The sequence below is a fragment of the Tsukamurella tyrosinosolvens genome (assembly GCF_900104775.1).
GTDB lineage: Bacteria > Actinomycetota > Actinomycetes > Mycobacteriales > Mycobacteriaceae > Tsukamurella > Tsukamurella tyrosinosolvens.
In genome coordinates, this window is the sequence record NZ_FNSA01000003.1 from 707,138 (window position 1) to 729,351 (window position 22,214).

Here is a 22,214-nt window from a genome sequence, read left to right on the forward strand (position 1 = left end):
AGGAGAGAAGTGCTCGACGTCAACTTCTTCGACGAACTGAAGATCGGTCTGGCGACCGCCGATGACATCCGTAACTGGAGCTACGGCGAGGTCAAGAAGCCCGAGACCATCAACTACCGCACGCTCAAGCCCGAGAAGGACGGCCTCTTCTGCGAGAAGATCTTCGGCCCGACTCGCGACTGGGAGTGCTACTGCGGCAAGTACAAGCGCGTCCGCTTCAAGGGCATCATCTGCGAGCGCTGCGGCGTCGAGGTCACTCGCGCCAAGGTGCGTCGTGAGCGGATGGGCCACATCGAGCTCGCCGCGCCCGTCACCCACATCTGGTACTTCAAGGGCGTCCCGTCGCGCTTGGGCTACCTGCTGGACCTGGCGCCGAAGGATCTCGAGAAGATCATCTACTTCGCCGCCTACGTGATCACCGAGGTCGACGAGGAGCAGCGCCACAACGAGCAGTCCACGCTCGAGGCCGAGATCACCTCCGAGAAGAAGGTGCTCGAGGACCAGCGTGATGTGGACCTCGAGAACCGTGCCAAGAAGCTCGAGGACGACCTGGCCGTCCTCGAGGCCGAGGGTGCCAAGGCCGACCAGCGCCGCAAGGTGAAGGACGGCGGCGAGCGGGAGATGCGGCAGATCCGCGACCGCGCGCAGCGCGCCATCGACGAGCTCGACGAGATCTGGTCGACCTTCGTCAAGCTCGCGCCGAAGGACATGATCGTCGACGAGAAGCTCTACCGTGAGCTGCAGGACCGCTACGGCGAGTACTTCAAGGGCGCCATGGGCGCCGAGGCGATCAAGAAGCTCATCGAGAACTTCGACATCGACGCCGAGGCCGAGTCGCTGCGCGAGACCATCCGCTCGGGCAAGGGGCAGAAGAAGCTCCGCGCCCTCAAGCGGCTCAAGGTCGTCGCGGCGTTCCAGCAGTCGGGCAACTCGCCGCTGGGCATGGTCCTCGACGCCGTGCCGGTGATCCCGCCGGAGCTGCGCCCGATGGTCCAGCTCGACGGTGGCCGGTTCGCCACGTCCGACCTCAACGACCTCTACCGTCGCGTGATCAACCGCAACAACCGCCTCAAGCGACTGATCGACCTCGGCGCGCCCGAGATCATCGTCAACAACGAGAAGCGGATGCTGCAGGAGTCCGTCGACGCGCTGTTCGACAACGGCCGCCGCGGCCGTCCGGTCACCGGACCGGGCAACCGCCCGCTCAAGTCGCTGTCCGATCTGCTCAAGGGCAAGCAGGGCCGGTTCCGCCAGAACCTGCTCGGCAAGCGCGTGGACTACTCGGGCCGTTCGGTCATCGTCGTGGGCCCGCAGCTCAAGCTGCACCAGTGCGGCCTGCCGAAGCTGATGGCACTCGAGCTGTTCAAGCCGTTCGTGATGAAGCGCCTGGTGGATCTCAACCACGCGCAGAACATCAAGTCGGCCAAGCGGATGGTCGAGCGGCAGCGGCCGCAGGTGTGGGACGTCCTCGAAGAGGTCATCGCCGAGCACCCCGTGCTGCTCAACCGTGCCCCCACGCTGCACCGCCTGGGCATCCAGGCCTTCGAGCCGCAGCTCGTCGAGGGCAAGGCCATCCAGCTGCACCCGCTCGTCTGTGAGGCGTTCAACGCCGACTTCGACGGTGACCAGATGGCCGTGCACCTCCCGCTGTCCGCGGAGGCGCAGGCCGAGGCCCGCATCCTGATGCTGTCCTCGAACAACATCCTGTCGCCGGCGTCGGGCCGCCCGCTCGCCATGCCCCGTCTGGACATGGTGACCGGCCTGTACCACCTGACCACCGAGAAGGCCGACGCCAAGGGCGCGTACACGCCCGCCGCGAAGGACCAGCCGGAGACCGGTGTGTACTCGTCGCCGGCCGAGGCCATCATGGCCGTCGACCTGGGCGATCTGTCGATCCAGGCCCCGATCAAGGTGCGGCTCACGCAGCAGCGCCCGGCGGCCGAGGTCGAGGCGGAGCTGTTCGACGGTGCGTGGACCCGCGGTCAGGCCTGGACGGCCGAGACCACCCTGGGCCGCGTGCTGTTCAACGAGCTGCTCCCGGCGGACTACCCGTTCATCGACGAGCAGATGCCGAAGAAGCGTCAGGCCGTGATCATCAACGACCTGGCCGAGCGGTACCCGATGATCGTGGTCGCGCAGACCGTCGACAAGCTCAAGGACGCCGGCTTCTACTGGGCCACGCGTTCGGGCGTGACGGTCTCGATGTCCGACGTGCTCGTTCCGCCGAGCAAGAAGGACATCCTCGACCGGTACGAGGAGCGGGCCGACGGCATCGAGCGCAAGTACGCCCGCGGTGCCCTCACCTCGGGCGAGCGTCGCGACGCGCTGGTGGAGATCTGGAAGCAGGCCACCGACGAGGTCGGTAAGGCGATCGACGACTTCTACCCCGAAGACAACCCGATCACGATGATCCCGAAGTCGGGCGCCACCGGCAACATGACCCAGGTGCGCAACCTGGCGGGCATGAAGGGCCTGGTGACGAACCCGAAGGGTGAGTTCATCCCGCGTCCGATCAAGTCCTCGTTCCGCGAGGGCCTGACGGTGCTGGAGTACTTCATCAACACCCACGGCGCTCGTAAGGGCCTGGCCGATACCGCTCTGCGTACCGCCGACTCGGGCTACCTGACCCGTCGTCTGGTCGACGTCTCGCAGGACGTCATCGTTCGCGAGACCGACTGCGGCACCAGCCGCGGCATCATCGTCCCGCTGGCGGAGGTGCAGGCGGACGGTTCGCTGATCCGCGACGCGCACGTCGAGACCTCGGCGTACGCCCGCACCCTCGCCGAGGACGCGGTCGCCAAGGATGGCACCGTCGTCGTCGAGCGCGGTCACGATCTGGGCGACCCGCAGATCGAGGCGCTGCTCGAGGCCGGCATCGCCGAGGTGAAGGTGCGCTCCGTGCTCACCTGCACCACCGGCACCGGCGTCTGCGCCACCTGCTACGGCCGCTCGATGGCGACCGGCAAGCTCGTCGACATCGGCGAGGCCGTCGGTATCGTCGCCGCGCAGTCGATCGGTGAGCCCGGTACCCAGCTGACCATGCGTACCTTCCACCAGGGTGGCGTCGGTGACGACATCACCGGCGGTCTGCCGCGAGTCACCGAGCTGTTCGAGGCCCGTGTCCCCAAGGGCAAGGCCCCGATCGCCGAGGTCTCCGGCCGCATCCGCCTGGAGGACGACGACCGGTTCTACACGATCACCATCACGCCGGACGACGGCAGCGAAGAGGTCGTGTACGACAAGATCAGCAAGCGCCAGCGTCTCCGCGTGTTCAAGCACGAGGACGGCTCCGAGCGCCTGCTGGCCGACGGTGACCACGTGCAGGTGGGCCAGCAGCTCCTCGAGGGCGCTGCCGACCCGCACGAGGTGCTGCGCGTCATGGGCCCGCGTCAGGTGCAGGTGCACCTGGTCAACGAGGTCCAGGAGGTGTACCGGTCGCAGGGTGTGTCCATCCACGACAAGCACATCGAGACCATCGTGCGCCAGATGCTGCGTCGCGTGACGATCATCGATTCGGGTTCGACGGAGTTCCTGCCCGGCTCGCTCACCGAGCGGTCCGAGTTCGAGTCCGAGAACCGTCGCGTCGTGGCCGAGGGCGGCGAGCCCGCGGCCGGCCGTCCGGTGCTCATGGGCATCACGAAGGCCTCGCTCGCGACCGATTCGTGGCTGTCGGCGGCCTCCTTCCAGGAGACCACCCGCGTGCTCACGGACGCCGCGATCAACACCCGCTCCGACAAGCTGGTGGGCCTCAAGGAGAACGTCATCATCGGTAAGCTCATCCCGGCCGGTACGGGCATCAACAAGTACCGGAACATCCAGGTGCAGCCGACCGAGGAGGCCCGCGCGGCCGCGTACTCGGTGCCGACCTTCGACGACCAGTACTACGGCCCGGAGGGTGCGTTCGGCGCCCCGTCCGGCGCTGCGGTGCCGCTCGACGACTACGGCTTCTCCGACGGTTACCGGTAGCCAGTCCTGAACTCGGCCCCCGATCTGCGTATGCAGGTCGGGGGCCGTTTTCATGTCCGACGGTGACTGTCGGCCGGGCCGGTGGGAGGGGGCTCGGGCTCACTAGGCTTCGCACCTTCGCCCAGCGGCTCAGGCGCTGCAGAATCGTTCGTCCGAGCCCCCTCCCACCGCCCCTCGTCCGGCAGTCGGCTCCCGACGCTGCCGATGGTTATCGCCGCTGCCGGTAGGCGGCAGCGCTCGCGGATACCGGCAGCGAGAACCGGCGGTGTGGTTCGACGCGGTTTCCAGTACTTTGTGGCGGCTACCTGCGATTCCAACGCACAAGTCGCTGGGAACCGGGTCGCCGGCGTCGTCCCCCATGCGGCGTCGACGGGGCGTGGGGGAGAGTCGGTCCCCCATGAGGCGACCGGCGTCCGATGGGGGAGGCGCCGTCCCCCACGCGGCGTGTTCGTCCCGCGCGGCGAGATCCACACCGCGTCGCAGTCCGCCGCGCTGCTCGTCCCCCGCGCCGCATTCCGTCCCCCGCGCCGCGCCGATCCGCGGCCCCGGCGTCCCGTCCCCCATGAAACGCCGCTCGTGTGGTGGGGGAGGCGCCGTCCCCCACGCGGCGCCGATTCCCCCATGAGGAGCCGGCTCCTCCCACAGCGAACGCCGATTCCCGCACCGAACGCCGATTCCCCCACGGGACGCCGCACTGCAGGACTATTGACGCAACCGATCGGTTGTGTGTACGGTGTGAACATTCGCGTGATGTTCACGCCGTGAACACGGAATCGAGGAGACCGCCATGACTGCAGCCGACGTTGCGTCCACCACCTCCGGAGGCGCCGCCGCCACCCGCTCGAAGTCCTGGATCGCGGGCATGGTGATCACCGTGCTGGTCTGGGCGTTCCTGGTCTTCGACGTCGTGGGCAAGCTGACCAAGCCGCAGGCGGTCATCGACGGCACGCTGAAGCTCGGCTTCCAGGAGAAGCACATCCTGGTCATCGGGCTGGTACTGCTGGTCGGCGTCGTGCTGTGGACGATCCCGCGCACCGCGGTGATCGGCGCCATCTATCTCACCGGCTACCTCGGCGGCGCCGTCGCGATCAACCTGCGCGCCGAGCAGCCGATCGCCGGCTACGTGCTCTCCGGCGTCTACGTGGGCCTGCTGATCTGGCTGGCGATGATCCTCCGCCGCCCCGACCTGCGTCGCGCGATCCTCGGCCGCTGATCGCCGCGGCCAGGCCTACGAGGTCGGCACGATCTCCGAGCCGAGCGGCAGCAGCGACAGCCGGATCATCTTGAAGTTCGCGACGGCCAGCGGGATGCCGATGATGGTCAGGCACAGCGCGATCCCGGTGAGGATGTGCCCGATCGCGAGCCAGATCCCCGCGACGAGCAGCCAGATGATGTTCCCCACCAGCGACGCCGCGCCGGCATCCGGGCGGTCCACGACGGTCCGCCCGAACGGCCACAGCGCGTAGTTGGCGATGCGGAACGACGCGAGCCCGAACGGGATCGTGACGATCAGCAGGCAGCAGATGATCCCGGCGACCGCGTACCCGACGGCCATCCAGAACCCGCACAGCACCAGCCAGATGATGTTGAGGATCAGCTTCACCACCCCAGTATGCCGACGCGGCTACCGTGGTGGCATGAACCTGTTCCAGCGCACCGCCAAGCTGTTCAACGCCGCGTTCACGCCGCTGCTGTCCCTGCCGGTCGTCGGGCCCGCGCTCGGGAAGTCGATGGTCACCGTCAGCTACACCGGCCGTAGGTCCGGCAAGCACGTCTCCCTGCCGGTCGCGTACCAGCGCCGCGGCGACGAGGTCGTGATCGGCGTCGCGATGCCGGAGCAGAAGCAGTGGTGGCGCAACTTCCTCGGTGAGGGCGCCGACCTCACGCTCCACTTCCCCGACGGTGACCGCACGGGCCGCGCCGTCGCCTCCAGTGGTGAGGGCGGCACCGTCGTCCGGGTCGCCCTGGCCTGACCGCGGAGCCCGTCAGGTTCCGAGCCGGTACACCCGCCGCGCGGTCCCGCCGAGCACCGCCTCGCGTTCGGCCGGCGACGCACCGTCGAGCAGGTCGACGGTGAGCCCGAGCACCTGCGCGTACGTGGCCTGCAGGAGGCAGACGGGCCAGTCGGAGCCGAACATCACCCGGTCCGCGCCGAAGGCGTCGAGCACGTGCTGCGCGTACGGCGCGAGGAGGGAGCGGCTCCACGGCTGCGGCGGGCACTCGGTCACGAGCCCCGACAGCTTGCACACGACGTTGGGGAGCGCCGCCATCGCGGTGATCCACGCCGCCCACGGCTCCCATTCGCCCGCACCGATGTTCGGCTTGCCCGCGTGGTCGATCACGAACGACGTCCCCGGCAGTTGTCGGACCGCGTCGAGTGCCGCGGCGCGCTGCGGGCCGCGGACGAGGAGATCGAAGGCGAGCCGGCGCTCGGCGGCGGACGCGAGGCCGCGCAGCACGGACGGGCGCACGAGCCACCGCGGATCGGGTTCGTCCTGCACGAGGTGCCGCAGGCCGCGCAGGCTCCCGCCGCCGGGTGCCGCGGCGAGCTCGTCCATGCGGGTGCCGCACCGCGCCGAGATCAGGTCCACCCATCCGACGACCGCGCCCGCCGAGCCGGCGGCGGCGAGCAGGTCGTGCGTCTCCGCGGACGAGTTCAGCGCCTGCACCGCCACCGTCGTGCCCACCGCATCCGCTGCCCCGGGTGCAGCCGTCGTCGCCGACGTCACCGCCGCCGCGAGGTCGGCGACGGTGAAATCGCGGTCGATCGCCTCGAGGCCGGGGGTGGCGAGCCATCCGTGATCCTGTCGCGCGCGGTCCCAGAGGTGATGGTGCGCGTCGACGATCATGCCGGCCCCAGGGGGAGGGCCCACACCAGCGGGATGCCGCGGTCGTCGCCCGAGTAGTCGTCGGGCACATCGAGCAGCTCTGCCATGCGTGCCTGCCACGGAACGTTCGCGGGGTGGTCGGCCAATCGGTGCCGCATGGCCCGGTAGTCGTCGACTTCGACGAGGTGGAAGAGGTCAGTTCCGTCCCGCCAGATCCGCCATGAGCGGACGCCGGCCTCGCGGAGCGCGCCGTCGAGCTCGACGGGGATCACGGCGTGCACCCGGTCGTACTCCTCCTCGGCGCCGGCCTTGAGGCGCGTGTGCAGGGCGATGGTCTCGGTCACGCGGGTACCGCCGTTCGGGAGAGCGGCGCCCTCCGGCCGGTCAGGGGGAGGGGTGGATGGCCGCCGGGGCCGGTGTCGACGTTCATGAGCGCCTCCGTCGCGTGGTTCGGCTCCGCGGCCGCGGCGGGGCCCTGGTGGGGCGGGATGGGCACGAGGTCCCGATGCTGACCACCGTGTTGGGAAAGCGCGGCGTCGTGCGCGCCCGCCACGGCACAGTACCTCGCATCGGGGACGATCCGGACGCCTTTCGTCACGAGCGCACCAGGCTGCTGGATCCGGTCGCCGCAGCGCAATCCGACGGGGCGGCAACGCTGTTCGTCGCGCCTCCCCTGCGTGATCCGCCGGTGCGAGCGTGGCCGATCCGCCTGTGGACCTGGTTCGAGGTCGCGTGACCTGGGGAAGTGACGCTTCATAAGTCCTCCGATCATTAGGTTGATTCAGCTTTGAAGATACGCGAAAAAGCCAGTTCGATGCGACCTCTTGACCGAGAGACATCCGAGGATTTAGGGTCCATGTGATCCAGACCTCATTTTGAAGACGGACCCCGCGGCGCGCCGGTGCGCCCACGGTCGAGAGCGTCATGTCAGGCGCGAGACCCCCGAAGAAAGGACGAACAATGAGTCGGTTCTGCAGGCGCCTGGGAGGCGTCGGTGTCGTGGCCGCGATCGGTGCCGCGGCGTCGGTGAGCCTGGCGGGCGCGGCGCACGGAGCGCCGCTGCCGAACGGGTCGAAAACGATTCCAGCGCCGCCCGGCTGGAGTATTCGGGTGACGTCGACGAACAACTCCGTCGTGGTTCAGCCGTCTCTCGCGACCGCTCAGACGCGCAGCGCGCTGGTGAGCAGTACCGCGTCCGTCGACGTACAGGCCCCCGCGGGGACCAAGGACATCGACGGGAAGCTGGGCATCGGCGTGATCGTCGGATGCCAGTTCCCCGGCCCGATCGGCGTCGGCATCAGCGTCAGCGGTCCGAGCGCCGGCGCCTCGACGGAGGGCCTGAGCGCGAGTCTCGGCGGCGTGACTCCGTCGCTCTCGGTGCCGCTCGCGCCGGGTGCCACGGACAGTGTCAGCGGCTACAAGCGCGCGGACACCCTCGGTGCACTGGAGGAGACGGGGTTCGGCAAGTCCGGCACGTTCGACGTCGGGATCCAGGGACAGAACATCGACATCAGGCACTGCAGCGGCTACGCCCAGGCGCGGCTCGTGACCTGGGTCCAGCTCAAGGGAGGCAATCGCCTCCACGGATTCCTCTACGGCGCGCCCTTCTCGCTGGGATGAGCGCCGCGTCCTTCCATCCGCCCCACCACCCGTCGCGTGTCGCGACGCACTAGGAGATTGCATGACCACCAAGCTGATCCGCACTGCCGCGACCGCCGTCATGGCGGGACTCGCCATCAGCGCGACGTCGCAGGGCGCGGCACACGCCGATACGTTCATCCCCCTGCCCAACGCCTCCACCACCGCCAAGATGGGCAGCGCGACCCTCACCATCTCGATCACCAAGCAGAGCGCAAGACTCTCGCCGGGCATGGTGGCGTTGCCGACCACCCGCAACGCCTGGGTGTCGGGCGTCGTGAAGGCGGAAGTGACCGGTGGCACGGGCGACGGCGGAGCGATCGCCGCCGGCTACATGGTCGGGTGCCAGATCGACGTGGGCACCGCTTCGGTGTCGGCGGACACCCCCGTGGACAGCGGCACGTCCTTCGACGCCGGCGCCACGACCGTCAAACCGTCGGTCAAGGCGACCACGGGCGCGTCGATCGCGCTGTCCGCCGGCTCGGTGGGGGCGCAGATGCTCACCTACGACCGCGCCATCTGGCCGAAGCCCGGCGACGAGTTCTCCAGCAGCTGGCAGTACGCCGCATCCAACTTCAAGTTCTCGGGCTCGTCCGGATCGCTGACCTACTCGGATCAGACCATCGGCGTCGACGGATGCGCCGGTTACGCACAGGCGCGATTCTTCGTCAAAGTCACCGCATCTGCCGGAAACTCGAGGCGCACGGTGGTTCTGTGGAGCGTGCCGTTCAGCCTCGGATAGGCGACCGGCGGTCCGCTCCGCATGGCGGGGGCCGGATCGCCTCACCGGAGCGGTGACGTTCCGGCCGACAACTGCGATGGATATCTATCAGGCGAAGGTAGTAGGAATGGTCCAGAGAACGACGCACGAACGAACGACCACGGCGGTCGGTGATCGCCACCGCGCGGACGCCGGTCCCGCCGCGGAGCGGGACGAACGATGACGACGGCGACGAGTCCGGCCGGCGGAGCGACGCGGGCCGCCCCCACGCCGACGTGGCGGCGGAGATTCAGCGGTCCCTTCGTTCAGCGAATCGGAATGTACGCATTGACGCTGGTGGGCGCGGTCTCCGTCAACTTCATCATCCCGCGCGTGATGCCCGGCGATCCCACTCAGGAGACGGTGCAGCGACTCGAGGTGCAGACCGGCCAACCGGTGGCGCCGGAGACCGAGGCCGCGATCCGGGCGATGCTCGGCGGTAACGACGACAACCTCGTCGCCGCGTACTTCACATACTGGCGCAACCTCCTTCGGGGAGACTTCGGTCTGTCCACGAGCTACTACCCGCTCCCCGTGAAGGATCTCCTGCTCGGTGCACTGCCCTGGACGCTCGGTCTGGTGGTCGTGTCGATGATCGTCGCGTGGCTCGTCGGCGTCTCGCTGGGCGCGATCGCGGGCTGGTGGCGCGGACGCCCGATCGACACGGTGATCGGCATCGTCTGCGCGGTACTCATCGCCGTGCCCAGCTTCTGGGCGGCGCTGATGCTGCAGTACTTCCTCGGATACCGGCTCGGCTGGCTCCCGCCCGGAGGCGCGTACGACCCGGACCTCGTGCCCGGGTTCAGTTCGGGCTTCGTGCTCAGCTGCCTCAAGTACGGAGCCCTGCCCGGGATCACCCTGGCGGTCATCTCGTTCGCCGGTTACATGTTCACCATGCGGAACGTGCTCGCGCAGACCGCGGCCGAGGACTCCGTGCTCCTGGCGCAGGCGAAGGGCCTGTCGCCGGTACGGGTCATGGTCGGGTACGGCGTGCGGAACTCGATCCTGCCGAGCTTCGCCGCACTGGCACAGACGATCGGAGGTGCGATCGGTGGCGTCCTGCTCATCGAGGTCATCTTCACGTACCCGGGGCTCGGCAGTCTGCTCGGCACGGCGCTCGCCGGCCGGGACTATCCGTTGATCCAGGGCGTGTTCCTCATCGTCACGTGCTCGGTGCTCCTGATGAACTTCATCGCGGATTCGGTGTACGGATACATCGACCCGCGTACCCGGGAATCGAGGGAGTGAGATGCGCACCGTCCTGCAGAACACCAAGGCGCGCATCGGCGTCGTCATCCTCGTCCTCTTCGCGATCATGTCCTTCATCGGCCCGACGGTCCTGTCCGCGCTCGGGCGGACTGCGGACCAGGTCGACTACTCCGCGCTCGGCGCGCCGCCCTCGATGGAGCATGAGCTCGGGACCACGCAGACCGGTGGGGATGTGCTGAACCAGTTGGTCTTCGGAGCGCGGACCTCGTTCGTGACCGGGCTACTGGTCGCCCTGTTCGTCGTCGTGCTGTCGACGATCGTCGGCCTCGCCGGCGGATACGCCGGCGGGCGGGTCGACTCCGCCGTCAGCAGTTTGACCAACATCGCGCTCACCATCTCCGGCTTCCCTCTCCTCGTCGTGATCGCGACCTACATCCCGAACGTCAGTGTGCTCGGGACGGCGGTAGCGATCGGCGTGGTCAGTTGGCCGGGCCCGGCGCGCGCCATTCGAGCACAGACTCTGAGCCTGAGAAGCCGCGAATACGTGATCGCGATGAAGATGGTCGGCGAGAAGCCGTTCCGGATCATGCGTTCGGAGATCCTGCCGCATCTGGTCCCGATCCTGTCGTCCACCGCGATCGGGGCCGTGGGTGCGGGCATCGTCTCGCAGGCGGGCCTGGCCCTGCTCGGACTCGGCGGCGGGCAGGTCACCTGGGGCACGATGATCGCCGAGGGGCAGCAGGGCGGAGCATTCACCCAGAATCAGTGGTGGTGGTTCCTCCCACCGGGTTTGGCCATCGTGCTGATCGTGATGTCGCTCGTGCTGATCAACTTCGGCATCGACGAGTACACCAATCCGCGCCTGCAGGGCGCACGGCGGACGCGTCGCCGGCGTCGCGTCACCCCGGTCGGCGGCGGTTCCTCGGCCACGCCGTCCCCCTCTCACAGCGACAGGAGTGGCAACGATGCCCAACGTGCTTGAGATCCGCGGACTGGACGTCCATTACGTCTCGCCCGACGCGGTGGTGCCGGCGTGCCGGAACGTGAACCTGGATGTGGAGGAGAACTCCATCCTCGGGATCGCGGGCGAATCGGGCTCGGGGAAGACGACCCTGCTCGCCGCCATCGTCCGCCTGCAACGCCCACCCGCGGAGACGGTGGCCGGCACGGTGACGTTCGCGTCGGACGCCGGCCCGATCGATCTGAACACCGCCGACGAGAAGACGCTGCGCGACATGCGGTGGTCCGAGTTCTCGGTGGTCTTCCAGAGCGCCATGGACGCGTTGAACCCCGTCATGCGCCTGGGGGCGCAGTTCGTGGACGTGCTCCGCACTCACGATCCGAACCTCAGTCGATCGGCGGCCTACGATCGGGCCAAGGAACTGCTGTCGATGGTCGGTATCAGCGGCGACCGGATTGGTTCCTACCCCTTCGAGATGTCCGGAGGGCAGCGGCAACGTGCGTCGATCGCGCTGGCGCTCGCGTGCAAGCCGAAGCTCGTGGTGATGGACGAGCCGACGACGGCCGTCGATGTCGTCATGCAGCGGACCATCCTTTCCCAGGTTCTGAAACTGAAGGCGGAGTTGGGGTTCGCGGTGGTCTTCGTCACCCACGACCTGACGCTCCTGCTGGAGTTCGCCGACCGGGTGGCGATCATGTACGGCGGCCGCGTCGTCGAAGTGGGACCGGCGCAGCAGATCTACGATGCACCGCTGCACCCGTACACCCGCGGGCTCCGCGACAGCTTTCCGCCCCTCCGGTCGTCGGAGAAGCAGTTCAGGGGCATCCCGGGGGCGCCTCCCGATCCGCGGATCCCGATGCCGGGCTGCGCGTTCAGCCCGCGGTGCCCGGTCGCGATCGATCGCTGCACCGTCGAGCGTCCCGAGCTCGAGCAGTATCCGGAGTCGGATCGATCCGTCGCATGTCACCTCCCCGCCACGACCAGGAGTGCGCAATGACGACTGAGACACCGCTCGTCCAGACGAAGAACCTGACGCGGATGTTCACCGTTCGCACCGACGCCGGAAGCGGAACGCTGCACGCGGTCGACGATGCCGACGTGACGATCATGCCCGCCACGATCACCGGACTCGTCGGCGAAAGCGGCAGTGGCAAGACCACACTCGCCAGGCTGCTCGCCCTCTACTACACGCCGACCGGCGGCGAGATCCTGGTGAACGGCGAGGCCGCGCCCACGAAGGCCTCGGGCAAGGAGGCCAACGCGTATCGCGAGCAGGTCCAGCTGATGATGCAGGATCCGTTCGCCTCGCTCAATCCGATCCACTCGGTGCGGCACGTCCTGGGCCGGACCCTGCAGCTGCACGGAACGCCCCGGGGCGCCGGCCTCGAGACCGCGGTGCTGGACCTGCTGCGGCGGGTCAAGCTGGAGCCGGCCGAGGAGTTCATCGACAAGAAGCCGCACGAGATGTCCGGCGGCCAGCGGCAACGCGTGGTCCTCGCCCGCGCGCTCGCGGTCCAGCCGCGGCTGCTGCTCGCCGACGAGCCGATCTCCATGCTCGACGTGTCGATCCGCGCGGAGATGCTCAACCTCTTCGCCGAACTGCGCGACGAGCACCGTCTCGCGCTCCTGTACATCACCCACGACATCGCCAGCGCGCGGTACCTGTGCGACGAGATCATCGTGATGTACGCGGGGCAGATCGTGGAACAGGGGCCGGCGGACGAGGTGGTGCGCAACCCGCGTCACCCGTACACCGACCTGCTGATCGAGGCCTCGCCGGACCCGGAACGCATCGGATCGACGACCCGCGCGGAGCGGTTCTCCGTCGAGAACGAGATCGGCGACATCCCGGTCGTGATCGACCCGGCGCCGGGATGCAGGTTCGCGGCGCGATGCCCGCACGCACTGCCGGTGTGCGGCGGCGAGGATCCGCAGACCATCGAGGTGGCCGACGGGCATCTGGTGCGCTGTTGGCTCTACGCGCCGGGCCAGGGCGATCGAGCCCCCTCCGGCCCCCGGCACGCCGCGGCGCCCAGCGAGCACGCTGGTGCCCCCTCGGCGACCGATGACCCCGCATCTACTCGTAAGGATTCGTGATGAGCAGAAGCTCCGTGCGCATCAGGGCGGCGCGGGCCGCCCTGTGCCTCCTCGTCGCCGCGGCCTCCGCGGTGGGCTGTTCCCGGACCGAGTACCTGTCCACCGATCCGGGGCGCAACCTCAGCATCGACTTCGCCACAACGGCGTTCGTCAAGAACTTCAACTTCCTGAGTCCGACCAATCCGGGCGAACCGCCGGGGTCGGATCTCGTCTACGAGCCGCTCATCCGGCTCAGTCCCAGCGAAGGGTACGAACCCAAGCCCTGGCTGGCGGCCTCGTGGGCGTGGAGCGACGGCGGGAAGACGCTCACCTGGACGCTCCGCGACGACGTCACCTGGTCGGACGGAACCCCGTTCACGTCACGCGATGTGGCCTTCACGCTCGAGCTGGGGATGAAGAACGCGCAGCTGCGAATGGGCAACACGGGCAAGATCGTCGGCGTCGAGGCGCCGACTCCGACCAGGGTCGTGGTCCGGTACAGCGAGCCAGCCTTCGCGAGCTTCGTCTCGTACTACGCCGTGAAGATCGTCCCCGAACATGTGTGGGCCCACCGGGATGCGGCGACCGACCACAACGTCGACCCGATCGGGACCGGCCCCTTCCTGCTGTCGACGGTCGGTGTGCAGCGCATCGTCTACAGCCTGCGGCCGGACTACTGGGGCGCCGAGTCCAAGGGCGTTCGCACGGTCACCTACAACGCCGCCGCCACACCGAACGCGATCCTCAACAATCTGCTCACGGGCAAGGCGGACTACGCCCAGAGCCCGCTCATCGGCGACCCGAAGAAGACCTTCGTCGACAAGTCCCCGACGAACCACTTCTGGCTCGCGAAGGCAGGAGCGGGCAACGCCCTGCTGTTCAACAACGCGGTGAAGCCCACCGACGATGTGAACATCCGAAGAGCGATCTACGCCAGTCTGGACGCCGGCCAGCTGGTCCGGCTCACGCCGGGCGCGACCGACGAGGCCGCGAACGTGACCGGTCTCAACGAGCCGACCTACACCGACTGGATCGCTCCGGAATTCCGCGGTAAGCGGCAGACCCACGACGCCGATGCCGCGCGGGAGGCCCTGCGGGCCAGCGGGTACACGGTGCGCAACGGCACTCTCACGAAGGACGGCCGGGACTACCCGATCACCCTCAAGATCGAACCGACGCAGGCCACCTCCCCTTGGGCGAACGGCATCAAGCAGCAGATCTTCGAAACGCTCGGTGTCGAAGCGATCGTCGACAGTTCGGTGCAGAACTCCTCCGTCGGCTCGACCGGTGACTACACGCTCACCTTGGGGCCGGACATCCTCGGTCAGGGTGCCCTCACGGGTCTGCGGTTCGCCCTGACCGCACCGACGGCCATCGGTGAGTCCGCCTCGTCCAACTGGTCTCGCGCGAATTCTCCGGCGGGCCAGGCGCTTCTGGCGCAGATGGGAAGTACCGCCGACGTCGAGAAGCAGCGCCAGAAGGCGTTCGAGTTGCAGCGGATCCTGGTATCGGAGCGGTTCACCGCTCCGATCAGCCCGTACGCCTGGCCCGTGGCCTACACGTCGAAGAAGTGGACCGGCTGGCCGAACCAGGACGATCCGCAGAACGTGCCGCCGAACGGACGAGGGGACCTGACCTCGACCATCCTCAATCTGACCCCCGTCTCCGAATCGAAATGAGATCATCGACAGTGAAACAGAACCCAGAGCGCCTGCCCGTCGGGGACCACACCCACGGGGTGGTCGAGGTGCTCCTCGCCGGCGCTCCCAACGTTCCCGACACGGCCCGGATGAGCGAGCACTCGGTGCGACCGAAGTTCTTCTGGGCGGAGGCGTCCGGGAACATGGACGCCGTGTGGCCGATCGACGTGCAGCGCACCGGGCAGTACGCCGTTCATGCCGTGATCCGGGTGCACACCGATGCGGGTGTCACGATCGCGGTCGACGGTCGGCCGCAGCCCGCGGTCCGCGTCGACGGGGAAGCGGGCCACGAGCACGGCTGGCAGCGGGTCGCGGTCGGCACCGTCGCCCTGACGCCCGGACCTCACGAGTTGTCCATCGCCGTCGAGGCCGACGGTTCGGACACGGTGGCGATCAGGAGCGTCGAGCTCGTGCACGAGGCGGACGCCGATGCCCTCGCGGACCGGGTCGAGGCCTTCCGGGCCGCGTCCGCGGAGACCCGGCGCCGATGGCGGGAGTCCGACTTCGGGATCATGTTCCAGTACGGTCCGTGGTCCTACCCGCGGTCGGGTGACGACCTCCCGCCGCTGGACCGTCACGTCGACGATTTCGACGTCGAGGCCTTCGCCGACCGGATGAAGGAGTTGGGCGCCGGCCACGTGGTCTGGTCCGCGACGTGGTGGAGCTTCCTCCTCGCCGCTCCGTGCACGGCGGTCGACGAGGTCGCCGGCGAGGGACTCACGGCGCGACGCGACCTGATCGGCGAACTGGCGGCGGCCCTGCAGGCCCGCGGCATCATGTTCTTCCTGTACTTCCACCTCGGCCACGACGAGCACAAGGGGTACGCCACGACCCAGTGGTGGCGCGAACAGAACTGGCCGGACTCGTTCACTCGGAACGGTATCGGCGACCGCTCCGCCGCGCTGGGGAACACGCGCCGGGTGCTCCGGGAACTCGGCGAACGGTACGGCGGCAACCTCGACGGGTGGTTCCTGGACGACGGGGTCTGCTACTACCCGATGGACTTCGAGGAGTTGGCGGTCGCGGCGCGTGCCGGGAATCCGGGGCGACTGCTCAGCGTCAACTCGTGGATCCTGCCGCGGCTGACCGACTTCCAGGACATCCACTTCGGTGAGGGCGCGCGCGAGGTCGAGGGAACCGACATCGCCGCCGACGGAACGCATCGCGCGGGCTCGTACGCGGGACTCGTCGCGCACGCCATGCCGACTCTGCAGCCCGAATGGGGCGTGCACGATCCGGACCAGCGCGTCGACGTCGATGATTGGGCGCGGGGCGGTCTGCGTGACTTCGTCGAGGAGGCGCGGCGGCACTCCGTCGCCGTGACGCTCGACATCCTCATGTGGTACCCCGGTGTGCTCGATCCTGTCGCCGAAGAGGTTATCGCGCAGCTCGATTCGCGAGCGCTCTAATGCCCGATCCCTGTTCCGCGCACACCAACAACACCCACCGACACCGGGAAGAGTGAAGGACGACCATGTCCACGAAGACCGCACCACCGACCGAGTACGAGCACCTGCACCGCGACGTCCCGCAGTGGTTTCTCGATGCCAAACTGGGGATCTTCATGCACTGGGGCGTGTACGCCGTGCCCGCCTGGGCGGAGCCGTCCGGCGAATTCGGAACCCCGGACGAATCTCCCACGTTCGAGCGGCATCCCTACGCGGAGTGGTACGCCAATTCGATCCGGATCGAGGGCAGTACCGCGGAGCGCCACCACCGCGAGACGTACGGCGACCTCCCCTATGAGAGCCTTCTCGACCGATGGCGGGCGGAATCGTTCGACCCGGACGACATCGCGGAGCTCGCGCGAGCGACCGGAGCGCGCTACTTCATCCCCACCGCCAAGCATCACGACGGTGTCGCCCTGTGGGACGCGCCCGGATCCGGCGACTTCAACACCGTCCGGCGCGGACCGAAGCGGGACATCGTGGGCGAGCTCGCCCACGCCGTCCGGCGGAAGGGCCTGCGCTTCGGTGCCTACTACTCCGGAGGTATCGACTGGCACGCGGTCCCCGCGCCGCCGATGATCGACAAGCCGGACTCGCCCGAGGACGAGGTCAAGGGCCGGTCCACGGGGGCCGAGTACGCGGAGTACGCGTATCGCCACGTGGTGGACCTCATCGACCGGTACGCGCCGGACGTGCTGTGGGGAGACATCGACTGGCCCGACGAGGGTAAGACCCCGGGGCCGCACAGCTTGATCGACCTCTTCGACCGCTTCTACGCGGCGGCCCCCGACGGGGTCGTCAACGACCGGTGGGGGAGGACCCACTGGGACTTCCGGACCACCGAGTACCAGCTGGACACCCACGTGCCGGGAGAGGCCTGGGAGAACTGTCGGGGCATCGGCTACTCCTTCGGATACAACGCGCAGGAGACCGCGGAGCACCGGATCTCCGGGCCGGACCTGATCAGGTACTTCGTCGACATCGTCGCCGGCGGAGGGAACCTCCTGCTCAACATCGGTCCGAAGGCCGACGGCACGGTACCGCAGGAGCAGCGGGAGGTCCTGTCCGCTCTGGGCGGGTGGAACGCGGTGTACGGCGACGCGGTGTTCGGCACCCGGCCGGTCGCCGAGGACCGGGCCGCCCCTTCGGACGCCCCGTGGGTGCGATGGACCGCGAAGGACTCCCGTCTCTTCGCCGTGGTCGACGCGTCGGGGGAGGTCCCCCTCGCGGTGGCGGCACACACCGTCGTCCCGGACTCCGCGGCCCTGATGGACGGCACGGCCGTCCCCTGTGTGGCGACGGAGAGCGGGATGCTGGTCCGTCTCCCGGATGTGCCCGCGATCGGCCCTCACGTCGTCGTGTTCGACGCCGTCGACGGGTGACCCGTGCCGGCCCGCGTGTTCGCGGCGGGCCGTCGTCGAGGCGGGGCCGTGGCACGGGGTGCCACGGCCCCGCTCGCTCTTGCGAGGAAGATTCGGCGGGGGTGCGCTTCGTCGCTAATCATCCAATGATGTCTGGGTGAACACCCGGTTGTTCGCGAATCCTTCCGGGAAGTCCGCGGGTATTGACCCACAGACATCCGATCTTTAAACTGAAACCTGTAGCCCACATCACAGTGCGGCCGAGTCCGCACCGCGCGTACCGGTCGCGGATGTCCGGTGCTAGAGATCCACAGTCCGCCGGCCGGGGTCGTGATCGACCACCCGCCGCCATCACCACGAAGGGAAGTCGATGAGACTGCGACGAGTCGGGGAGACGGGTGCCGAGCGCCCGATCGTGTCCACGGGGGACGGGCGGTGGTTCGACGCCTCCGCCGTGGTCCCCGACTACAACCCGGCGACCCTCGGAGACGCGCAGCGCCTGCTCTCCGACGCGCTCCGGGCCGGACGGCTGCCGGAGTTCGATCCCGCCGGGCTGCGCGTCGGCGCGCCCGTCGCTCGCCCGGGGAAGATCGTCTGCATCGGCGTCAACTACCTCGCGCATGCGCAGGAGACGCAGCACGAGGAGCCGGCCGAGCCGGTGATGTTCCTCAAGACCTCGGCGACGATCGTCGGTCCGTACGACGAGGTGCTGATTCCGCGCGGCTCGTCGGCCACCGACTACGAGGTGGAGCTCGCCGCCGTGATCGGAAGTACTGCAAGGTATCTCGACGACGCCAAGCAGGGGCTCGCGTGCGTCGCCGGATACACGGTCTCCGACGACGTCTCCGAGCGGGACTTCCAGATGAACCGCGGCGGGACCTGGGACAAGGGCAAGAACTGCGAGACGTTCAACCCGCTCGGACCCGAGCTCGTGACGGCCGATGAGATCCCCGACCCGCAGCTGCTCGACATCCGCCTCTCCGTCAACGGTGAGATCCGCCAGAAGGCGAGCACCGCGCAGATGATCTTCGGTGTCGGCGAGATCATTCGCTACCTCAGCCATTTCATGGTTCTCGAGCCCGGCGACGTGGTCAATACCGGCACCCCCGCCGGCGTGGCCTTCGGCTATCCGGACCCGAAGCCCTACCTCCGTCGCGGAGACGTGATCGAGACCTACATCGATCTGCTCGGCGGACACCGATCCCTACTCGAGGAGGCCTGAGATGCCCGGCGTCTTCACCGGATTCCGCACGCTCGACGTCCGGTTCCCCACCTCGGCCGACCTCGACGGATCCGACGCGATGAACGTCGACCCCGACTACTCGGCGGCCTACCTGATCCTGGAGACCGACGCGGGCGACGGCCTCGAGGGCCACGGCTTCGTCTTCACCATCGGCCGCGGCAACGACGTGCAGCGCGCCGCCATCGAGGCGCTGAGGCAGTACGTGCTCGGGCGGGACGTCGACGCCGTGCTCGCCGACCTCGGGGGGATGTGGCGCGAACTCGTCTACGACGCGCAGCTCCGCTGGCTCGGCCCGGAGAAGGGCGTCATGCACATGGCGATCGGCGCCGTGATCAACGCCCTCTGGGACCTGCGTGCCAAGCGCGCCGGTCTGCCGTTGTGGCAGCTCCTCTCCGAACTGAGCCCGCAGGAGATCGTCGACCTCGTCGACTTCCGCTACCTCACCGACGCCCTCACGCCCGACGAGGCGCTCGCGCTCCTCACGGCCGTCGAGCCGGGCCGCGCGGAGCGTGCGGCGACGCTGCGCGCGAACGGCTACCCGGCCTACACCACGTCGCCCGGCTGGCTCGGCTATTCGGACGAGAAGCTGTCGCGGCTGGCGAAAGAGGCGGTGGCCGAGGGGTTCACGCAGATCAAACTGAAGGTCGGCGCCGACATCGACGACGATGTCCGGCGGTTCGCCCTCGCGCGCTCCGTGGTCGGCGACGGCGTGCGGATCGCCGTCGACGCGAACCAGCGGTGGGACGTCGACGAAGCGGTCGCCGCGATCGAGCGGCTGCGCGAATTCGATCCGTGGTGGGTCGAGGAGCCCACGGCGCCCGACGACGTGCTGGCGCACGCCGCGATCCGGCGCCGCGCGGCACCGGTCCGCATCGCGACCGGCGAGCACGCTCACAGCCGGGTGCTGGTCAAGCAGTTCCTCCAGGCCGAGGCGATCGACGTGCTCCAGCTCGACTCCACCCGTGTCGCCGGGGTCAACGAGAACATCGCGATCCTGCTGCTGGCGGCGAAATTCGGCATCCCCGTGTGCCCGCACGCGGGCGGTGTCGGACTGTGCGAACTGGTGCAGCACCTCGCCATGTTCGACTTCGTGGCCGTCTCCGGGACGACCACGGACCGCAACATCGAGTACGTCGACCACCTCCACGAGCACTTCCTCGACCCGGTGCGCATCGTGCGCGGCGCCTACGCGGCCCCCGCGGCGCCCGGCTTCTCGGCGCAGATCCGGTCGGAGACGCTCGTGCGATTCGGTTTCCCCGACGGGGAGGCATGGAAGGAAGCACAATGAGCAACGCAGACGAATTCGCGGGATTCCGCGCCGTCGTGACCGGCGGCTCCTCGGGGATCGGTCGGCGGACGGCGGAGGAGCTGATGGTGCGTGGAGCGGTCGTGGCCGTGCTCGATCTCCAGCCGGACGACGCGCCGCCCGACGCCATGGGCGTCGCCTGCAACGTCGCCCACGACGAGTCGGTGATCGCCGCCGTCGCCACCGCGGCCGAGTACCTCGGCGGGATCGACGGTGTGGTGAACAACGCCGGGATCGGCGCGCAGGGCACCGTCGAGGCGGGAACGCTCGACGACTGGCGGAAGGTGCTCGACGTCAACGTCCTCGGGACGGTCCGGGTGACCCGGGCGGCGCTGCCGCACCTGCGCCGGTCGGAGAATCCCGCCGTGGTCAACACCTGCTCGATCGCCGCGACCGCCGGCCTTCCCGGCCGCGCGCTCTACAGCGCATCGAAGGGTGCGGTCGAGGCGATGACCCGCGCGATGGCGGCGGACCACGTCCGCGAGGGGATCCGGTTCAACTGCGTCAACCCCGGCACCGTCGACACCCCGTGGGTGCGCCGGCTGCTCGAGGCGGCGACCGACCCGGACGCTGAGGCCGAACAGCTGCGGCAACGCCAGCCCACAGGCCGACTGGTCACGGACGCCGAAGTGGCGGGCGCGATCTGCTACCTGCTCAATCCCGGCTCCTCCGCCACCACCGGTACCTCGCTCGCTGTCGACGGCGGCATGAGCGGCCTCCGGATCCCTCCGCGGAGGGGGGGCATGAGGGCGCCCCGACCCTTCGGCCGTGCGGGCCTGAAGGTGGCGCCGCTCTCCTTCGGTGCCGCGGCGATCGGGAACCTGTTCACCGCTGTCGACGACGCCGCGGCGACGGAGGCGGTGCGGACCGCCGCCGACGCCGGCATCGACTACTACGACACCGCGCCGCACTACGGCCTGGGCCTCTCCGAGCGCAGGCTCGGTGCGGCACTGGAGGACCGAACGGACGTGGTGATCTCCACCAAGGTCGGCCGCCTGCTCCAGCCCGCGACCGAGCATCGCGGCGACGGCGACGTGGAGGGCTTCGCCGTCGCTGCGGATGTCGAGCGGGTATGGGACTTCAGCCGCGACGGTGTGCTGCGCTCCATCGAGTCGAGCCTGGAACGGCTCGGCCGCGACCGCATCGACGTGGTCTACGTCCACGACCCCGACGAGCACTTCGCCGAGGCCATGGACGGCGCCTTCCCGGCGCTGGACGAGTTGCGCAGGCAGGGCGTCATCGCGTCCTACGGCGCCGGGATGAATCAGTCGGCGATGCTCACCCGCTTCGTCCGGGAGACCGACCTCGACGCGGTCCTCATAGCGGGCAGGTACACGGTGCTCGACCGGAGCGCGGCCGACGACCTGCTGCCCGCCTGCCTCGAGCGCGACGTCTCGGTGGCCGCGGGTGGCGTGTTCAATTCGGGTATCACCGCGACGGCCGACCCGCGGCCCGGCGCCACGTACGACTACGCGCCGGTGACGCTCCGCGTCCTCGACCGGGCGCGCCGGCTGGCCGCGGTGTGTCGTGAGCACGGTACGACGCTGCCGCACGCCGCGGTGCACTTCCCGCTGCGGCACCCCGCCGTGCGAACCGTGCTGCTCGGCATGCGGTCGGCGGACGAGGTCCGCGCCGACCTCGACCTGCTGGCGGCGCCCCCGCCCGATGCGCTCTGGTCCGACCTCGAGGCCGCGTTGTGAGGCCGCCCGCACTCTCTC

20 protein-coding genes are annotated in these 22,214 nt (G+C 68.9%); 16 read left to right on the forward strand and 4 right to left on the reverse strand.

The features are described from left to right. Positions 1-9 precede the first annotated feature (9 nt). Together BLW32_RS04880 and BLW32_RS04885 are read left to right on the forward strand one after the other, a co-directional pair. Entirely contained in the window at positions 10-3,966 is a 3,957-nt protein-coding gene (locus tag BLW32_RS04880; RefSeq protein ID WP_068523974.1) for a DNA-directed RNA polymerase subunit beta', read from the forward strand. Between the two features lie 787 nt (positions 3,967-4,753). Continuing rightward, positions 4,754-5,179 (forward strand): DoxX family protein, encoded by a 426-nt coding sequence (locus BLW32_RS04885; protein ID WP_068740834.1) that lies wholly within the window; start codon positions 4,754-4,756, stop codon positions 5,177-5,179. A 15-nt stretch (positions 5,180-5,194) separates the two neighbouring features. Here the strand turns inward: BLW32_RS04885 and BLW32_RS04890 are convergent, their stop codons facing one another. Continuing rightward, complete coding sequence (locus BLW32_RS04890) at positions 5,195-5,569, reverse strand: YccF domain-containing protein (RefSeq protein WP_068524709.1); 375 nt, start codon at positions 5,567-5,569, stop codon at positions 5,195-5,197. Positions 5,570-5,603: 34 nt separating this feature from the next. On the opposite strand from BLW32_RS04890, the gene BLW32_RS04895 reads away from it, so the two are divergent. Next, positions 5,604-5,939 carry a hypothetical protein gene (locus tag BLW32_RS04895; RefSeq protein ID WP_068740835.1) on the forward strand — a complete coding sequence of 112 codons (336 nt, stop codon included), beginning with the start codon at positions 5,604-5,606 and terminating at the stop codon, positions 5,937-5,939. Between the two features lie 12 nt (positions 5,940-5,951). On the opposite strand, the gene BLW32_RS04900 is transcribed toward BLW32_RS04895, so the two are convergent. Genes BLW32_RS04900 through BLW32_RS27385 form a run of 3 tightly spaced genes read right to left on the reverse strand, consistent with a single transcriptional unit; the run spans position 5,952 to position 7,290 of the window. Then, positions 5,952-6,815, reverse strand: a complete 864-nt coding sequence (locus BLW32_RS04900) for an amidohydrolase family protein (RefSeq protein ID WP_068740836.1) — start codon at positions 6,813-6,815, stop codon at positions 5,952-5,954. Continuing rightward, positions 6,812-7,138, reverse strand: coding sequence for an L-rhamnose mutarotase (locus tag BLW32_RS04905; protein WP_068740837.1), 327 nt, complete (start codon positions 7,136-7,138; stop codon positions 6,812-6,814). Before BLW32_RS04905 ends, BLW32_RS04900 begins: the two co-directional genes overlap by 4 nt. Beyond that, positions 7,135-7,290: a hypothetical protein gene (locus BLW32_RS27385; RefSeq protein ID WP_156486388.1), complete on the reverse strand. Its 156-nt coding sequence runs from the start codon at positions 7,288-7,290 to the stop codon at positions 7,135-7,137. Before BLW32_RS27385 ends, BLW32_RS04905 begins: the two co-directional genes overlap by 4 nt. A gap of 9 nt (positions 7,291-7,299) precedes the next feature. On the opposite strand from BLW32_RS27385, the gene BLW32_RS04910 reads away from it, so the two are divergent. The 13 genes from BLW32_RS04910 to BLW32_RS28060 all read left to right on the forward strand — a co-directional run bounded on the left by BLW32_RS04910 (position 7,300) and on the right by BLW32_RS28060 (position 22,196). Further along, positions 7,300-7,530: a hypothetical protein gene (locus BLW32_RS04910; RefSeq protein ID WP_139286075.1), complete on the forward strand. Its 231-nt coding sequence runs from the start codon at positions 7,300-7,302 to the stop codon at positions 7,528-7,530. A gap of 263 nt (positions 7,531-7,793) precedes the next feature. Further along, positions 7,794-8,414, forward strand: a complete 621-nt coding sequence (locus tag BLW32_RS04915; RefSeq protein WP_074850360.1) for an MspA family porin — start codon at positions 7,794-7,796, stop codon at positions 8,412-8,414. A 61-nt stretch (positions 8,415-8,475) separates the two neighbouring features. Then, entirely contained in the window at positions 8,476-9,174 is a 699-nt protein-coding gene (locus tag BLW32_RS04920; RefSeq protein ID WP_068740840.1) for an MspA family porin, read from the forward strand. A gap of 297 nt (positions 9,175-9,471) precedes the next feature. After that, the gene (locus BLW32_RS04925; RefSeq protein ID WP_068740841.1) at positions 9,472-10,440 is read left to right on the forward strand and encodes an ABC transporter permease; all 969 of its coding nucleotides are present in this window, start codon (positions 9,472-9,474) and stop codon (positions 10,438-10,440) included. Positions 10,441-10,507: 67 nt separating this feature from the next. Continuing rightward, the gene (locus BLW32_RS04930; RefSeq protein ID WP_161499520.1) at positions 10,508-11,383 is read left to right on the forward strand and encodes an ABC transporter permease; all 876 of its coding nucleotides are present in this window, start codon (positions 10,508-10,510) and stop codon (positions 11,381-11,383) included. Continuing rightward, entirely contained in the window at positions 11,367-12,359 is a 993-nt protein-coding gene (locus tag BLW32_RS04935) for an ABC transporter ATP-binding protein (RefSeq protein ID WP_068740843.1), read from the forward strand. The genes BLW32_RS04930 and BLW32_RS04935 overlap by 17 nt, the downstream gene beginning before the upstream one ends. Then, complete coding sequence (locus tag BLW32_RS04940; protein WP_074850362.1) at positions 12,356-13,459, forward strand: oligopeptide/dipeptide ABC transporter ATP-binding protein; 1,104 nt, start codon at positions 12,356-12,358, stop codon at positions 13,457-13,459. The genes BLW32_RS04935 and BLW32_RS04940 overlap by 4 nt, the downstream gene beginning before the upstream one ends. Then, complete coding sequence (locus BLW32_RS04945; RefSeq protein ID WP_082791286.1) at positions 13,459-15,117, forward strand: ABC transporter substrate-binding protein; 1,659 nt, start codon at positions 13,459-13,461, stop codon at positions 15,115-15,117. Before BLW32_RS04940 ends, BLW32_RS04945 begins: the two co-directional genes overlap by 1 nt. Positions 15,118-15,128: 11 nt before the next feature. After that, the gene (locus tag BLW32_RS04950) at positions 15,129-16,547 is read left to right on the forward strand and encodes a hypothetical protein (RefSeq protein ID WP_068740845.1); all 1,419 of its coding nucleotides are present in this window, start codon (positions 15,129-15,131) and stop codon (positions 16,545-16,547) included. A 65-nt stretch (positions 16,548-16,612) separates the two neighbouring features. Continuing rightward, a complete protein-coding gene (locus tag BLW32_RS04955) occupies positions 16,613-17,968 on the forward strand; it encodes an alpha-L-fucosidase (protein ID WP_068740846.1) in 1,356 nt (451 codons plus the stop codon). Positions 17,969-18,317: 349 nt separating this feature from the next. Next, positions 18,318-19,169 (forward strand): fumarylacetoacetate hydrolase family protein, encoded by an 852-nt coding sequence (locus BLW32_RS04960; protein ID WP_068740847.1) that lies wholly within the window; start codon positions 18,318-18,320, stop codon positions 19,167-19,169. Between the two features lies 1 nt (position 19,170). Continuing rightward, the gene (locus BLW32_RS04965) at positions 19,171-20,478 is read left to right on the forward strand and encodes an enolase C-terminal domain-like protein (RefSeq protein ID WP_068740848.1); all 1,308 of its coding nucleotides are present in this window, start codon (positions 19,171-19,173) and stop codon (positions 20,476-20,478) included. Beyond that, the gene (locus tag BLW32_RS28060) at positions 20,475-22,196 is read left to right on the forward strand and encodes an SDR family oxidoreductase (protein ID WP_231857324.1); all 1,722 of its coding nucleotides are present in this window, start codon (positions 20,475-20,477) and stop codon (positions 22,194-22,196) included. The genes BLW32_RS04965 and BLW32_RS28060 overlap by 4 nt, the downstream gene beginning before the upstream one ends. Positions 22,197-22,214 lie beyond the last annotated feature (18 nt).

Excerpts from the sequence above, each read along its gene's own strand:
- BLW32_RS04885 (WP_068740834.1), top strand. The coding sequence starts at position 4,754 with ATGACTGCAGCCGACGTTGCGTCCACCACCTCCGGAGGCGCCGCCGCC.
- BLW32_RS04910 (WP_139286075.1), top strand. The coding sequence starts at position 7,300 with ATGCTGACCACCGTGTTGGGAAAGCGCGGCGTCGTGCGCGCCCGCCAC.
- BLW32_RS04960 (WP_068740847.1), top strand. The coding sequence starts at position 18,318 with ATGAGACTGCGACGAGTCGGGGAGACGGGTGCCGAGCGCCCGATCGTG.
- BLW32_RS28060 (WP_231857324.1), top strand. The coding sequence starts at position 20,475 with ATGAGCAACGCAGACGAATTCGCGGGATTCCGCGCCGTCGTGACCGGC.
- BLW32_RS04965 (WP_068740848.1), top strand. The coding sequence starts at position 19,171 with ATGCCCGGCGTCTTCACCGGATTCCGCACGCTCGACGTCCGGTTCCCC.
- BLW32_RS04895 (WP_068740835.1), top strand. The coding sequence starts at position 5,604 with ATGAACCTGTTCCAGCGCACCGCCAAGCTGTTCAACGCCGCGTTCACG.
- BLW32_RS04955 (WP_068740846.1), top strand. The coding sequence starts at position 16,613 with ATGTCCACGAAGACCGCACCACCGACCGAGTACGAGCACCTGCACCGC.
- BLW32_RS04935 (WP_068740843.1), top strand. The coding sequence starts at position 11,367 with ATGCCCAACGTGCTTGAGATCCGCGGACTGGACGTCCATTACGTCTCG.
- BLW32_RS04930 (WP_161499520.1), top strand. The coding sequence starts at position 10,508 with ATGTCCTTCATCGGCCCGACGGTCCTGTCCGCGCTCGGGCGGACTGCG.
- BLW32_RS04920 (WP_068740840.1), top strand. The coding sequence starts at position 8,476 with ATGACCACCAAGCTGATCCGCACTGCCGCGACCGCCGTCATGGCGGGA.
- BLW32_RS04940 (WP_074850362.1), top strand. The coding sequence starts at position 12,356 with ATGACGACTGAGACACCGCTCGTCCAGACGAAGAACCTGACGCGGATG.
- BLW32_RS04925 (WP_068740841.1), top strand. The coding sequence starts at position 9,472 with ATGTACGCATTGACGCTGGTGGGCGCGGTCTCCGTCAACTTCATCATC.
- BLW32_RS04900 (WP_068740836.1), bottom strand. The coding sequence starts at position 6,815 with ATGATCGTCGACGCGCACCATCACCTCTGGGACCGCGCGCGACAGGAT.
- BLW32_RS04945 (WP_082791286.1), top strand. The coding sequence starts at position 13,459 with ATGAGCAGAAGCTCCGTGCGCATCAGGGCGGCGCGGGCCGCCCTGTGC.